The sequence below is a fragment of the Pseudomonas sp. AN-B15 genome (genome assembly GCF_019056475.1).
GTDB classification, from domain to species: domain Bacteria; phylum Pseudomonadota; class Gammaproteobacteria; order Pseudomonadales; family Pseudomonadaceae; genus Aquipseudomonas; species Aquipseudomonas parakoreensis.
Map to the genome: position 1 here is coordinate 5,474,696 of NZ_CP049737.1, position 13,782 is coordinate 5,488,477.

8 protein-coding genes, 6 tRNA genes and 3 rRNA genes are annotated in these 13,782 nt (G+C 53.0%); 1 reads left to right on the forward strand and 16 read right to left on the reverse strand.

Translation table 11 applies throughout. From position 1 onward, the window contains the following. Positions 1-109: 109 nt before the first annotated feature. From nusG to tyrS, 16 genes are all read right to left on the reverse strand, one after another. Positions 110-643, reverse strand: a complete 534-nt coding sequence (gene nusG, locus GTQ41_RS24840; RefSeq protein WP_025113545.1) for a transcription termination/antitermination protein NusG — start codon at positions 641-643, stop codon at positions 110-112. A 9-nt stretch (positions 644-652) separates the two neighbouring features. Then, a complete protein-coding gene (secE, locus tag GTQ41_RS24845) occupies positions 653-1,021 on the reverse strand; it encodes a preprotein translocase subunit SecE (protein ID WP_041074957.1) in 369 nt (122 codons plus the stop codon). Positions 1,022-1,066: 45 nt separating this feature from the next. Beyond that, positions 1,067-1,142 (reverse strand) — tRNA-Trp (locus GTQ41_RS24850). Positions 1,143-1,195: 53 nt separating this feature from the next. Further along, the gene (gene tuf / locus GTQ41_RS24855; protein ID WP_095668187.1) at positions 1,196-2,389 is read right to left on the reverse strand and encodes an elongation factor Tu; all 1,194 of its coding nucleotides are present in this window, start codon (positions 2,387-2,389) and stop codon (positions 1,196-1,198) included. Positions 2,390-2,473: 84 nt separating this feature from the next. Continuing rightward, positions 2,474-2,549: transfer RNA gene (locus GTQ41_RS24860), tRNA-Thr, on the reverse strand. Positions 2,550-2,575: 26 nt separating this feature from the next. Further along, positions 2,576-2,649 (reverse strand) — tRNA-Gly (locus GTQ41_RS24865). A gap of 24 nt (positions 2,650-2,673) precedes the next feature. Then, a tRNA-Tyr gene (locus GTQ41_RS24870) sits at positions 2,674-2,758 on the reverse strand. Positions 2,759-2,900: 142 nt separating this feature from the next. Further along, positions 2,901-3,338 carry a hypothetical protein gene (locus GTQ41_RS24875; protein ID WP_047296935.1) on the reverse strand — a complete coding sequence of 146 codons (438 nt, stop codon included), beginning with the start codon at positions 3,336-3,338 and terminating at the stop codon, positions 2,901-2,903. Between the two features lie 7 nt (positions 3,339-3,345). Then, positions 3,346-4,095: a pantothenate kinase gene (locus GTQ41_RS24880; protein WP_047296936.1), complete on the reverse strand. Its 750-nt coding sequence runs from the start codon at positions 4,093-4,095 to the stop codon at positions 3,346-3,348. After that, on the reverse strand, positions 4,085-5,038 hold the full coding sequence (gene birA, locus GTQ41_RS24885) for a bifunctional biotin--[acetyl-CoA-carboxylase] ligase/biotin operon repressor BirA (RefSeq protein WP_047296938.1): 954 nt from the start codon (positions 5,036-5,038) through the stop codon (positions 4,085-4,087). Before birA ends, GTQ41_RS24880 begins: the two co-directional genes overlap by 11 nt. Before the next feature lie 132 nt (positions 5,039-5,170). Continuing rightward, positions 5,171-5,286 (reverse strand): 5S ribosomal RNA (rrf, locus tag GTQ41_RS24890). Positions 5,287-5,440: 154 nt separating this feature from the next. Further along, positions 5,441-8,332 (reverse strand): 23S ribosomal RNA (locus GTQ41_RS24895). A gap of 237 nt (positions 8,333-8,569) precedes the next feature. Next, positions 8,570-8,645, reverse strand: a tRNA-Ala gene (locus GTQ41_RS24900). A gap of 9 nt (positions 8,646-8,654) precedes the next feature. Further along, positions 8,655-8,731: transfer RNA gene (locus GTQ41_RS24905), tRNA-Ile, on the reverse strand. A 124-nt stretch (positions 8,732-8,855) separates the two neighbouring features. Continuing rightward, a 16S ribosomal RNA gene (locus GTQ41_RS24910) occupies positions 8,856-10,392 on the reverse strand. The 16S, 23S and 5S rRNA genes sit together here with 2 tRNA genes alongside, the layout of an rRNA operon. A gap of 553 nt (positions 10,393-10,945) precedes the next feature. After that, positions 10,946-12,145, reverse strand: coding sequence for a tyrosine--tRNA ligase (gene tyrS / locus GTQ41_RS24915; protein WP_047296939.1), 1,200 nt, complete (start codon positions 12,143-12,145; stop codon positions 10,946-10,948). 212 nt (positions 12,146-12,357) lie between these two features. Between tyrS and GTQ41_RS24920 the strand changes: the two genes are divergently transcribed. Continuing rightward, positions 12,358-13,782: a peptidoglycan DD-metalloendopeptidase family protein gene (locus GTQ41_RS24920; RefSeq protein WP_047296940.1), complete on the forward strand. Its 1,425-nt coding sequence runs from the start codon at positions 12,358-12,360 to the stop codon at positions 13,780-13,782.

Here is a 13,782-nt window from a genome sequence, read left to right on the forward strand (position 1 = left end):
CCAATTACGGGTTCGAACGCCTCGAAAGGCTCCCCGGTTACTTGCGCGTTTATCCCAGTGACGACAAAACCCCACAGCCTAGGGCTGCGGGGTTGGGATGCTTGTTCAGTTAGACCTTTTCGACCTGACTGAACTCCAACTCTACCGGAGTAGAGCGACCGAAAATAAGCACTGCCACCTGGACACGGCTCTTTTCGTAATTAACTTCTTCGACAGTGCCGTTAAAGTCAGCGAATGGACCATCGGTAACCCGAACCACCTCACCCGGCTCAAACAGAGTCTTCGGCTTCGGCTTATCACTACCATCGGCCACGCGACGCAGAATGGCTTCCGCCTCTTTGTCGGTGATTGGAGCAGGCTTGTCGGCGGTACCGCCAATAAAGCCCATCACCCGAGGAGTATCCTTGACCAAGTGCCAAGTACCCTCGTTCATATCCATCTGTACCAGCACATAGCCTGGGAAGAACTTGCGTTCGCTTTTGCGCTTCTGGCCATTACGCATTTCAACCACTTCTTCAGTGGGAACCAGAATTTCGCCGAAGCCATCTTCCATGCCAGCCAGCTTAACGCGCTCAATCAGCGAGCGCATGACATGCTTCTCGTAACCCGAGTAAGCATGCACAACGTACCAACGCTTAGCCACGGGACACCCTTAGCCGACAATCAAGGAAACAAGCCAGCCGAGCAGGGAATCAACCCCCCACAACAGCAACGCCATAACGATAACCACAGCAACAACAATTAGCGTTGTCTGCGTAGTTTCCTGGCGAGTTGGCCATACGACTTTACGAATCTCGGTGCGCGCTTCCTTAACCAGTACAAAGAACGACTTGCCCTTTGCAGTCTGCAGGCCTACAAAGGCAGCTACAGCAGCAATCACGAGCAATGCGAGTACACGGTACAGGATCGGCGAAGCAGCGTAATACTGATTGCCAACTACACCCACAACTACCAAAGCGGCTACCACAAGCCACTTTAGCAGATCGAAGCGAGAGCCTTGAGCTTCAGCCTTAGGAGTCATCTATGAAGATCCTGTGAAAAGAAAGCCAGACACACCGAGTGAATCTGGCAGGTCAGGAGGGAATCGAACCCCCAACCTACGGTTTTGGAGACCGTCGCTCTGCCAATTGAGCTACTGACCTAAAACAAAATCAGGCCGACCATTATGCCGGCCCGAAAAATACATTACAACTGCTTATTCGATGATTTTGGCCACTACACCAGCGCCGACGGTACGACCGCCTTCACGGATAGCGAAACGCAGACCGTCTTCCATCGCGATGGTTTTGATCAGGGTAACAGTCATCTGAATGTTGTCACCTGGCATTACCATTTCAACGCCTTCTGGCAGCTCGCAGTTACCAGTCACGTCAGTAGTACGGAAGTAGAACTGTGGACGGTAGCCTTTGAAGAACGGAGTATGACGACCGCCTTCTTCCTTGCTCAGAACGTAAACTTCTGCGGTGAACTTGGTGTGCGGCTTAACCGAACCTGGCTTGACCAGAACCTGACCACGCTCAACGTCGTCACGCTTGGTACCACGCAGCAGAACGCCGCAGTTCTCACCAGCACGACCTTCGTCGAGCAGCTTGCGGAACATCTCAACACCGGTGCAGGTGGTGGTGGTGGTGTCACGCAGACCAACGATTTCCAGTGCATCTTGAACGCGAACGATACCGCGCTCGATACGACCAGTCACAACAGTACCGCGACCCGAGATCGAGAATACGTCTTCGATTGGCATCAGGAATGGCTTGTCGATCATACGAACTGGTTCTGGGATGTAGCTGTCCAGAGTTTCAACCAGCTTCTTGACGGCAGTGGTGCCCATCTCGTTGTCGTCTTTGCCTTCCAGCGCCATACGAGCCGAACCGATGATGATTGGGGTGTCATCGCCCGGGAAGTCGTAGGTGGACAGCAGGTCGCGAACTTCCATCTCAACCAGTTCCAGCAGCTCAGCGTCGTCTACCAGGTCAGCCTTGTTCAGGAAAACCACGATGTACGGAACGCCTACCTGACGGGACAGCAGGATGTGCTCACGGGTTTGTGGCATCGGACCATCAGCGGCCGAGCAAACCAGGATAGCGCCGTCCATTTGAGCAGCACCGGTGATCATGTTCTTCACATAGTCAGCGTGACCTGGGCAGTCAACGTGAGCGTAGTGACGAATGTTCGAGTTGTACTCAACGTGCGCGGTATTGATGGTGATACCGCGAGCTTTTTCTTCTGGAGCGCTGTCGATCTTGTCGAATTCAACTACGGCCGAACCGAAAACTTCGGAGCAGACGCGAGTCAGAGCAGCGGTCAGAGTGGTTTTACCGTGGTCAACGTGACCAATGGTCCCTACGTTGACGTGGGGCAGGGAACGATCAAATTTTTCCTTAGCCATCGATAACACCCTCAACAGAAGAATTAGACGAACGATATCTACCATTAAAACAAAGGCAGATATTTTCATATCTGCCTTGTTATATGGAGCTCTTGAGCGGATTTGAACCGCTGACCTCACCCTTACCAAGGGTGTGCTCTACCAACTGAGCTACAAGAGCGTAACACTTTGCACAACCTGCAAACTTGGAGCGGGTAGCGGGAATCGAACCCGCATCATCAGCTTGGAAGGCTGAGGTTCTACCACTAAACTATACCCGCGGAGCTTGCAGCTCACGCTAAAAATGGTGGAGGGGGAAGGATTCGAACCTTCGAAGTCGTAGACGTCAGATTTACAGTCTGATCCCTTTGGCCGCTCGGGAACCCCTCCTAAGCGAGCCGGCATTCTATACTATGCCGACCTTCTGTCAAGCATTTTCTCATTAAAAACCTGAGGTTAGCTGCGTTGACACCACTCCGCGCTGACCACCTGCTTAGGTGTTCGCTGTGGAGCGGGCGCCATTCTATGCAAACTATTCCAGCGGTGCAACCCCCTCACACAGCATTATTTTATGTTTTAACTCATTGAATTCCTTGGAAAGGTTCTGCAACTGCACATCCCCTAATAAACGCTGGCTTTCGGGCGCAATGCGCAACCAATAACCAGGCTCGGAGAGATCTTTTTGCGACGCCTGAACCTTCACCCCCATGGCCGCTAAACGCAGCTGCAGCGCGGAAATGATGCTTTCTTGAGTCAAACCACCCAAAAATAGACACTCTTGCCCAGCTCGGAGCACGCCCTGCCCTCCCCCAGAGCCACCATTCGCCTCACTCAATAAGCGAATATCTTGTTGAGACCCGCGGTACATGCTGAGGGGCGTGACATCTTTCGCACGCAAGGGAGCTTCCTGCTGATGCCAGACGTAATAAAACACATTGAGAACAACGAGCAGCAGGAACAACCAACGCATACAAACCTCAAGTTAACGGACAGGCCATCGCCAACCCTATGAATACCAGGTCAGGGACGATCCGCGCTTCAGGCACGATGTCCGCCACCAACCCAGCATCGCCACCGGTAATAAAAACAGTAAAGCGCTCTCCCCAATAGGATCGAGCCATTTCCATCTGGGTCAGGACAAAGCCTCTCAACATTAAAGAGCATCCACGCTCCACCGCTTCGACGGTACTGCGCCCCGGAGCATGGCTCGCCAGCGCTCTTTCGGCAGCCGAGTCCCCATAACGGATTTTCCGGGTATGTGTACGCAATTGGTTACGCATTAAGGGCATCCCTGGGCAAATGAATCCCCCAAGGTGCTCACCTTCGGCATTAATAAAGTCAGCCGTCACTGCAGTGCCGAAATCCAGAATCAAACAGGCGCCCGCAGCCAAATGAAAGCCACCAAGCATCGCCAACCAGCGATCCAGCCCCAAGCGTTCATAGTCGTGATAGCCATTCCTGACACCAGCCATTTCACTGGACGACGTGGCGCACACAACCGAGACACCGAACGCCTGCTCGAGAATCCGGGTGAGCGCGGCAGTTTCTTCGCTGGTTCTTACGCTGACCAACCGACATTTACGCAACGACAGGCTATCAAATGCGCATAGGCTATCCACCAGAGCTTGATCCGAGTCGACAACACCCTCCGCGAAAAGACCGCCAGCGGCCGTATTCAATACACGCCACTTGATAAAGCTATTCCCACAGTCGAGCTCAAGAATCATCACGCAACCTCAGGCTGAGCTCACCACCACTAAAAACCTTTTCCACGCCGTCCACCTTCAAGCGCAGCGCACCTTGGCTATCGATGCCAAGCACAACGCCTTCTATATGACTAACCCCGGCAATCAAAGAAACCGGGCGACCTTGCCACATGTGATCCTTTTCCCACTCTTCCTGGAGCGCAGAGAAACCATCAACCTGATGGCGCTGGATATAGCCGCGCAGCTGCTCGTTCAACTCAGCCACCAAGACGTTGCGATCGCAGCTTTTGCCGGTCTCGAGTCGAATCGACGTCCATTGTTGGCCAACCGCCTCAGCAACCTGCATGTTCACGTTAATACCTATACCCAGCACCACGTGGCAAACATCTGCCGGATCCCCTACTAGCTCAAGAAGAATACCGGCGATTTTCTTGTTTCCGACCAGCACATCGTTGGGCCACTTTAATCCTGCGCCCGCCACCCCCAACTTTCGCAAGGCGTGCATAACAGCCAAACCGACCACCAGACTCAAGCCTTCAAGCTGACGCATGCCACCATCTATGCGCAGAACGAGGCTGTAGTAGAGATTTTCAGCAAAAGGGCTTACCCACTTGCGTCCCCGGCGGCCACGACCGGAAATCTGTCGCTCTGCCAATACCAGAAACGGCGCCGCTCGACCCTGATTGATCGCGCGAAGCGCCTCTGCGTTAGTGGAGTCAATGGAGTCAAAGACTGTAATCGGCCAAACCGCTGCCAAGGCGCCAATCTTCAAGGGGTCGAGCAGCGTCAGGGGTGCAGCCAGTTGATAGCCTCTGCCCCGGACTTTGTTAATTGACAATCCGAGCTCGGCCTCAAGATGCTGAAGCTGCTTCCACACCGCACTTCGACTGATTCCCAGAGCAATCCCCAAAGCCTCGCCGGAATGGAATCGACCATCCTTCAAAAGATTCAACAACGTCAACATGCAGGTCTCGCCTCACAATGAGGCCCGAATAATAGCCATGACCCGGGCAATTGCATAGAAATCAAGCAAGCCACTTTCCTGCGGGCAAAACAAAACCCCAACTGCTTTCGCAATTGGGGTTTCGGAATTTAATCTTGACGATGACCTACTCTCACATGGGGAAACCCCACACTACCATCGGCGATGCATCGTTTCACTTCTGAGTTCGGGATGGGATCAGGTGGTTCCAACGCTCTATGGTCGTCAAGAAATTCGGGTACTGACTCGTGACCAACTGGCCTCGCTTCAGCAAATCGGGTATGTGATACAGGTGTTTTGTGAGTAGCGCGAACTTTCGGTTCATTGCGTCTTCACACACCGCAATCTGGTCTCTTTCGAGCATTCAGATTGCTTGGGTGTTATATGGTCAAGCCTCACGGGCAATTAGTATTGGTTAGCTCAACGCCTCACAGCGCTTACACACCCAACCTATCAACGTCGTAGTCTTCGACGGCCCTTCAGGGAACTCAAGGTTCCAGTGAGATCTCATCTTGAGGCAAGTTTCCCGCTTAGATGCTTTCAGCGGTTATCTTTCCCGAACATAGCTACCCGGCAATGCCACTGGCGTGACAACCGGAACACCAGAGGTTCGTCCACTCCGGTCCTCTCGTACTAGGAGCAGCCCCTCTCAAATCTCAAACGTCCACGGCAGATAGGGACCGAACTGTCTCACGACGTTCTAAACCCAGCTCGCGTACCACTTTAAATGGCGAACAGCCATACCCTTGGGACCGGCTTCAGCCCCAGGATGTGATGAGCCGACATCGAGGTGCCAAACACCGCCGTCGATATGAACTCTTGGGCGGTATCAGCCTGTTATCCCCGGAGTACCTTTTATCCGTTGAGCGATGGCCCTTCCATACAGAACCACCGGATCACTAAGACCTACTTTCGTACCTGCTCGACGTGTCTGTCTCGCAGTCAAGCGCGCTTTTGCCTTTATACTCTACGACCGATTTCCGACCGGTCTGAGCGCACCTTCGTACTCCTCCGTTACTCTTTAGGAGGAGACCGCCCCAGTCAAACTACCCACCATACACTGTCCTCGATCCGGATAACGGACCTGAGTTAGAACCTCAAAGTTGCCAGGGTGGTATTTCAAGGATGGCTCCACGCGAACTGGCGTCCACGCTTCAAAGCCTCCCACCTATCCTACACAAGCAAATTCAAAGTCCAGTGCAAAGCTATAGTAAAGGTTCACGGGGTCTTTCCGTCTAGCCGCGGATACACTGCATCTTCACAGCGATTTCAATTTCACTGAGTCTCGGGTGGAGACAGCGCCGCCATCGTTACGCCATTCGTGCAGGTCGGAACTTACCCGACAAGGAATTTCGCTACCTTAGGACCGTTATAGTTACGGCCGCCGTTTACCGGGGCTTCGATCAAGAGCTTCGCGTTAGCTAACCCCATCAATTAACCTTCCGGCACCGGGCAGGCGTCACACCCTATACGTCCACTTTCGTGTTTGCAGAGTGCTGTGTTTTTAATAAACAGTCGCAGCGGCCTGGTATCTTCGACCGGCATGAGCTTACGGAGCAAGTCCTTCACCCTCACCGGCGCACCTTCTCCCGAAGTTACGGTGCCATTTTGCCTAGTTCCTTCACCCGAGTTCTCTCAAGCGCCTTGGTATTCTCTACCCAACCACCTGTGTCGGTTTGGGGTACGGTTCCTGGTTATCTGAAGCTTAGAAGCTTTTCTTGGAAGCATGGCATCAACCACTTCGTCACCTGAAAGGTAACTCGTCATCAGCTCTCGGCCTTAAGATCCCGGATTTACCTAAGATCTCAGCCTACCACCTTAAACTTGGACAACCAACGCCAAGCTGGCCTAGCCTTCTCCGTCCCTCCATCGCAATAACCAGAAGTACAGGAATATTAACCTGTTTTCCATCGACTACGCTTTTCAGCCTCGCCTTAGGGACCGACTAACCCTGCGTCGATTAACGTTGCGCAGGAAACCTTGGTCTTTCGGCGTGGGTGTTTTTCACACCCATTGTCGTTACTCATGTCAGCATTCGCACTTCTGATACCTCCAGCAAGCTTCTCAACTCACCTTCACAGGCTTACAGAACGCTCCTCTACCGCATCACTTGCGTGATACCCGTAGCTTCGGTGTATGGTTTGAGCCCCGTTACATCTTCCGCGCAGGCCGACTCGACTAGTGAGCTATTACGCTTTCTTTAAAGGGTGGCTGCTTCTAAGCCAACCTCCTAGCTGTCTAAGCCTTCCCACATCGTTTCCCACTTAACCATAACTTTGGGACCTTAGCTGACGGTCTGGGTTGTTTCCCTTTTCACGACGGACGTTAGCACCCGCCGTGTGTCTCCCATGCTCGGCACTTGTAGGTATTCGGAGTTTGCATCGGTTTGGTAAGTCGGGATGACCCCCTAGCCGAAACAGTGCTCTACCCCCTACAGTGATACATGAGGCGCTACCTAAATAGCTTTCGAGGAGAACCAGCTATCTCCGAGCTTGATTAGCCTTTCACTCCGATCCACAGGTCATCCGCTAACTTTTCAACGGTAGTCGGTTCGGTCCTCCAGTCAGTGTTACCTAACCTTCAACCTGCCCATGGATAGATCGCCCGGTTTCGGGTCTATTCCCAGCGACTAGACGCCCTATTAAGACTCGCTTTCGCTACGCCTCCCCTATTCGGTTAAGCTCGCCACTGAAAATAAGTCGCTGACCCATTATACAAAAGGTACGCAGTCACAGAACAAAGTCTGCTCCCACTGCTTGTACGCATACGGTTTCAGGATCTATTTCACTCCCCTCTCCGGGGTTCTTTTCGCCTTTCCCTCACGGTACTAGTTCACTATCGGTCAGTCAGTAGTATTTAGCCTTGGAGGATGGTCCCCCCATATTCAGACAAAGTTTCTCGTGCTCCGTCCTACTCGATTTCATGACTAAGAGACTTTCGCGTACAGGGCTATCACCCACTATGGCCGCACTTTCCAGAGCGTTCCGCTAATCTCAAAGCCACTTAAGGGCTAGTCCCCGTTCGCTCGCCACTACTAAGGGAATCTCGGTTGATTTCTTTTCCTCAGGGTACTTAGATGTTTCAGTTCCCCTGGTTCGCCTCTTGCACCTATGTATTCAGTACAAGATAACCATCTTATGATGGCTGGGTTCCCCCATTCAGACATCTCCGGATCAAAGTCTGTTTGCCGACTCCCCGAAGCTTTTCGCAGGCTACCACGTCTTTCATCGCCTCTGACTGCCAAGGCATCCACCGTATGCGCTTCTTCACTTGACCATATAACCCCAAGCAATCTGGTTATACTGTGAAGACGACATTCGCCGAAAATTCGCAAAACTCTTAAGAGTCACTCACAAATTTTACCTTAGCCTGATCCGTTACCAGTGAAAGTAACGTTCAGTCTATCTTTCTATCACATACCCAAATTTTTAAAGAACGATCTAATCAAAGACTAGAAATCAATATTCACGCCGGAATATTCATTTCTAAGCTCTAACAAGTAGAAGCAGTTAATGGTGGAGCCAAGCGGGATCGAACCGCTGACCTCCTGCGTGCAAGGCAGGCGCTCTCCCAGCTGAGCTATGGCCCCATACAAAATTGGTGGGTCTGGGCAGATTCGAACTGCCGACCTCACCCTTATCAGGGGTGCGCTCTAACCAACTGAGCTACAGACCCAATTTCGAGCGCGTAACTGATTAGCTCAGAGCTATCAGCTTGGAGCTTAAAGCTGCTTCTATCGTCTTCTTCAATGAATCAAGCAATTCGTGTGGGAACTTATGGAGCAGCTGATGTCGTCGATTAAGGAGGTGATCCAGCCGCAGGTTCCCCTACGGCTACCTTGTTACGACTTCACCCCAGTCATGAATCACACCGTGGTAACCGTCCTCCCGAAGGTTAGACTAGCTACTTCTGGTGCAACCCACTCCCATGGTGTGACGGGCGGTGTGTACAAGGCCCGGGAACGTATTCACCGCGACATTCTGATTCGCGATTACTAGCGATTCCGACTTCACGCAGTCGAGTTGCAGACTGCGATCCGGACTACGATCGGTTTTGTGGGATTAGCTCCACCTCGCGGCTTGGCAACCCTCTGTACCGACCATTGTAGCACGTGTGTAGCCCAGGCCGTAAGGGCCATGATGACTTGACGTCATCCCCACCTTCCTCCGGTTTGTCACCGGCAGTCTCCTTAGAGTGCCCACCATAACGTGCTGGTAACTAAGGACAAGGGTTGCGCTCGTTACGGGACTTAACCCAACATCTCACGACACGAGCTGACGACAGCCATGCAGCACCTGTCTCAATGTTCCCGAAGGCACCAATCCATCTCTGGAAAGTTCATTGGATGTCAAGGCCTGGTAAGGTTCTTCGCGTTGCTTCGAATTAAACCACATGCTCCACCGCTTGTGCGGGCCCCCGTCAATTCATTTGAGTTTTAACCTTGCGGCCGTACTCCCCAGGCGGTCAACTTAATGCGTTAGCTGCGCCACTAAGAGCTCAAGGCTCCCAACGGCTAGTTGACATCGTTTACGGCGTGGACTACCAGGGTATCTAATCCTGTTTGCTCCCCACGCTTTCGCACCTCAGTGTCAGTATCAGTCCAGGTGGTCGCCTTCGCCACTGGTGTTCCTTCCTATATCTACGCATTTCACCGCTACACAGGAAATTCCACCACCCTCTACCATACTCTAGCTTGCCAGTTTTGGATGCAGTTCCCAGGTTGAGCCCGGGGATTTCACATCCAACTTAACAAACCACCTACGCGCGCTTTACGCCCAGTAATTCCGATTAACGCTTGCACCCTCTGTATTACCGCGGCTGCTGGCACAGAGTTAGCCGGTGCTTATTCTGTCGGTAACGTCAAAATTGCAGAGTATTAATCTACAACCCTTCCTCCCAACTTAAAGTGCTTTACAATCCGAAGACCTTCTTCACACACGCGGCATGGCTGGATCAGGCTTTCGCCCATTGTCCAATATTCCCCACTGCTGCCTCCCGTAGGAGTCTGGACCGTGTCTCAGTTCCAGTGTGACTGATCATCCTCTCAGACCAGTTACGGATCGTCGCCTTGGTGAGCCATTACCTCACCAACTAGCTAATCCGACCTAGGCTCATCTGATAGCGCAAGGCCCGAAGGTCCCCTGCTTTCTCCCGTAGGACGTATGCGGTATTAGCGTTCCTTTCGAAACGTTGTCCCCCACTACCAGGCAGATTCCTAGGCATTACTCACCCGTCCGCCGCTGAATCCAGGAGCAAGCTCCTCTCATCCGCTCGACTTGCATGTGTTAGGCCTGCCGCCAGCGTTCAATCTGAGCCATGATCAAACTCTTCAGTTCAAACATCTTTGGGTTTTTAAGAAACCCTAAACTTGGCTCAGCAATCGTTGGTTACATCTTTGATTTCTCGCGGAGTAACTTGTGATGCTGATAATCTTGTTGACTACCAGTCTGACTCCACAAGCACCCACACGAATTGCTTGATTCAGTTGTTAAAGAGCGGTTGGTTAAGATCTTTCGTCTCAACCGAGGCGCGCATTCTACAGCAGCCTCATTTGCTGTCAAGTGATTATTTTCAGAAGTTTTCGAAGAATTCTTCAACAACTTCAACCACTTGCGCTTCCGATCTCTCGTTAGCGGGAGGCGAATTCTACAGCGTTACACGCTGCTGTCAACACCTCTTTTTCACCGCTTTCGACCGAGAAGACCGAACCGTCAAAAGAGCCAAACATCACCGCTCCTTCAACTCCTTCCAGGCTTCGATGAACTGAAGCGATCTGCCGTCGAAAACTGCGTAACTCGTTGAATCTCAAGGAGTTTTCCGTTTCGACTGCGCCGGAAGTGGGGCGAATTATAGGCTTCTAAAATTCGCCGTCAACCCTTATTTCAAACTTTATTCCGATTTCAGCGTGATGCGCGCAAACGCCTTCTTGCCGGCCTGACAGACGTGAGTCGCACCCAGTACATATATAAAGGAGCGATCAACCACCTCACCATCGACACGCACACCACCGGAAGCCAACAGATCGCGCGCCGCCGCCGAGTTCTTCACCAAGCCCGCCTTATTAAGGACAGCAGCAATTGGCATATCCTCAACAGAGGCCAGCTCGATCTCCGGCAGATCATCCGGCAACTCACCATCCTTCATACGATTACCCGCAGCCCGATGAGCATTGGCCGCAGCCTCCTCACCGTGGAAACGCGCAACAATCTCTTCCGCCAGCTTGATCTTGATATCGCGCGGATTGGCCCCCGCCTCAACATCCGCACGGAAGGCATCGATCTCATCCATCGAACGGAAGCTGAGCAGCTCAAAGTAACGCCACATCAGCACATCCGGAATCGAAACAAGCTTGCCGTACATCACACCTGGCGCTTCCTGAATACCGACGTAATTGCCCAACGACTTGGACATCTTCTTCACGCCATCCAGGCCCTCGAGCAACGGCATGGTCAGAATGCACTGAGCTTCCTGACCATAACCACGCTGCAGCTCTCGCCCCATCAGCAGGTTGAACTTCTGATCGGTACCGCCCAGCTCGACATCCGCGCGCAGAGCAACCGAGTCATAACCCTGAACCAGCGGATAGAGGAACTCATGAATAGCGATCGGCTGATTGGTGGTGTAACGCTTGTCGAAGTCATCACGCTCTAGCATGCGCGCGACGGTGTATTGCGAAGTCAGACGAATGAAGTCCGCCGGCCCCATCTGATCCATCCAGGTGGAGTTGAATGCGACTTCGGTTTTCGCCGGATCAAGAATCTTGAACACTTGAGTCTTGTACGTTTCGGCGTTTTCCAGAACCTGCTCGCGAGTCAAGGGAGGACGAGTCGCACTCTTGCCGCTTGGATCACCGATCATTCCAGTGAAGTCACCAATGAGGAAAATCACCTGATGCCCCAATTCCTGGAACTGGCGCAGCTTATTAATAAGCACGGTGTGACCCAAGTGCAGATCCGGGGCGGTTGGATCGAAACCAGCCTTGATACGCAGCGGCTGGCCGCGCTTGAGCTTCTCGATCAGCTCGGACTCGACCAATAGTTCTTCCGCACCACGTTTAATCAGCGCTAGCTGCTCTTCAACCGACTTCATAACAGACCCGCAAGGCTCAGATTCAAAGGGAACCAACCATACAAGATCGTGCACCAATTACAAGTTTTGCCCGGCGCACGGACACCAATCTGCAGACAGGGTGTCTGTAGACTTGCTTCGGGGATGATTTGGTTATATTTTATACAGTTATTTCATCTTCATCATGTCATTCATCTTTTCCAATTCATCTTTTTTCAAAGTCAAAAATACTTATGACCACTGAACCGTCTAAAGCGCCACCGCTTTACCCGAAGACCCACCTGCTCGCCGCAAGTGGAATCGCCGCCCTTCTCAGCCTGGCGCTCCTGGTATTCCCTTCCAGTGATGTTGAAGCCAAAAAGACGACCCTGAGCCTTGAACTGGAAAGTCCTGCTGAACAACTGACACAAGATCAAGACGCTGCTGACGCGGCTCAAGCCACAAATGAGCCAGTAGCCTCACCTTTCGCCCAGATCGAAAACAGCACCGAAGACACTCCGCAAGCCGCTGAAGCCGCACCTGCGCCCGCTCCGGTTGCCGAAAAGCCAAAAGCTCCAGGACACCGCGAAGTCGTTGTCTCCAAAGGCGATACGCTCTCTACATTGTTCGAGAAAGTCGGTCTGCCAGCCGCCGCCGTGCATGAAGTCCTGGCGAGCGACAAGCAAGCCAAACAATTCAGCCAGCTCAAGCACGGCCAGAAGCTTGAGTTCGAACTGAACTCGCAAGGCCAACTGACCAGCCTGCACAGCAAAGTCAGCGACGTTGAAACCATCACCCTGACCAAGAACGACAAGGGCTATGCATTCAACCGCGTCACCGCAAAACCGACTGTTCGCACGGCTTACGTGCACGGCGTGATCAATAGCTCCCTGTCACAATCCGCTGCCCGCGCAGGCCTGTCCCACAGTCTGACCATGGACATGGCCAGCGTATTTGGCTACGACGTCGACTTCGCTCAGGATATCCGTCAGGGCGACGAATTCGACGTGATCTACGAGCAGAAAGTGGTTAACGGCAAAGCCGTCGGTAATGGCCCGATTCTGTCGGCGCGCTTCACCAACCGCGGCAAGACTTACACCGCCGTGCGTTACACCAACAAGCAAGGCAACAGCAGCTATTACACCGCTGATGGCAACAGCATGCGCAAAGCGTTCATCCGTACCCCGGTGGACTTCGCCCGCATCAGTTCCAAATTCTCCATGGGCCGCAAACATCCGATCCTCAACAAAATCCGCGCCCACAAGGGCGTCGATTACGCAGCGCCACGCGGCACGCCGATCAAGGCTGCCGGCGACGGCAAAGTGCTGTTGGCCGGTCGCCGCGGTGGCTACGGCAACACGGTGATCATCCAGCACGGCAACACCTACCGCACCTTGTATGGCCACATGCAGGGTTTCGCCAAGGGCGTGAAGACCGGCGGTAACGTCAAGCAGGGTCAGGTGATCGGTTATATCGGGACTACCGGTCTGTCCACCGGCCCGCACTTGCACTATGAGTTCCAGGTCAACGGTGTTCACGTCGACCCATTGGGCCAGAAGCTGCCAATGGCGGATCCGATCGCCAAGTCCGAACGCGCACGTTTCCTTGCGCAGAGCCAGCCGCTGATGGCGCGCATGGATCAAGAGAAGGCCACCATGCTGGCTTCGAGCAAGCGCTAA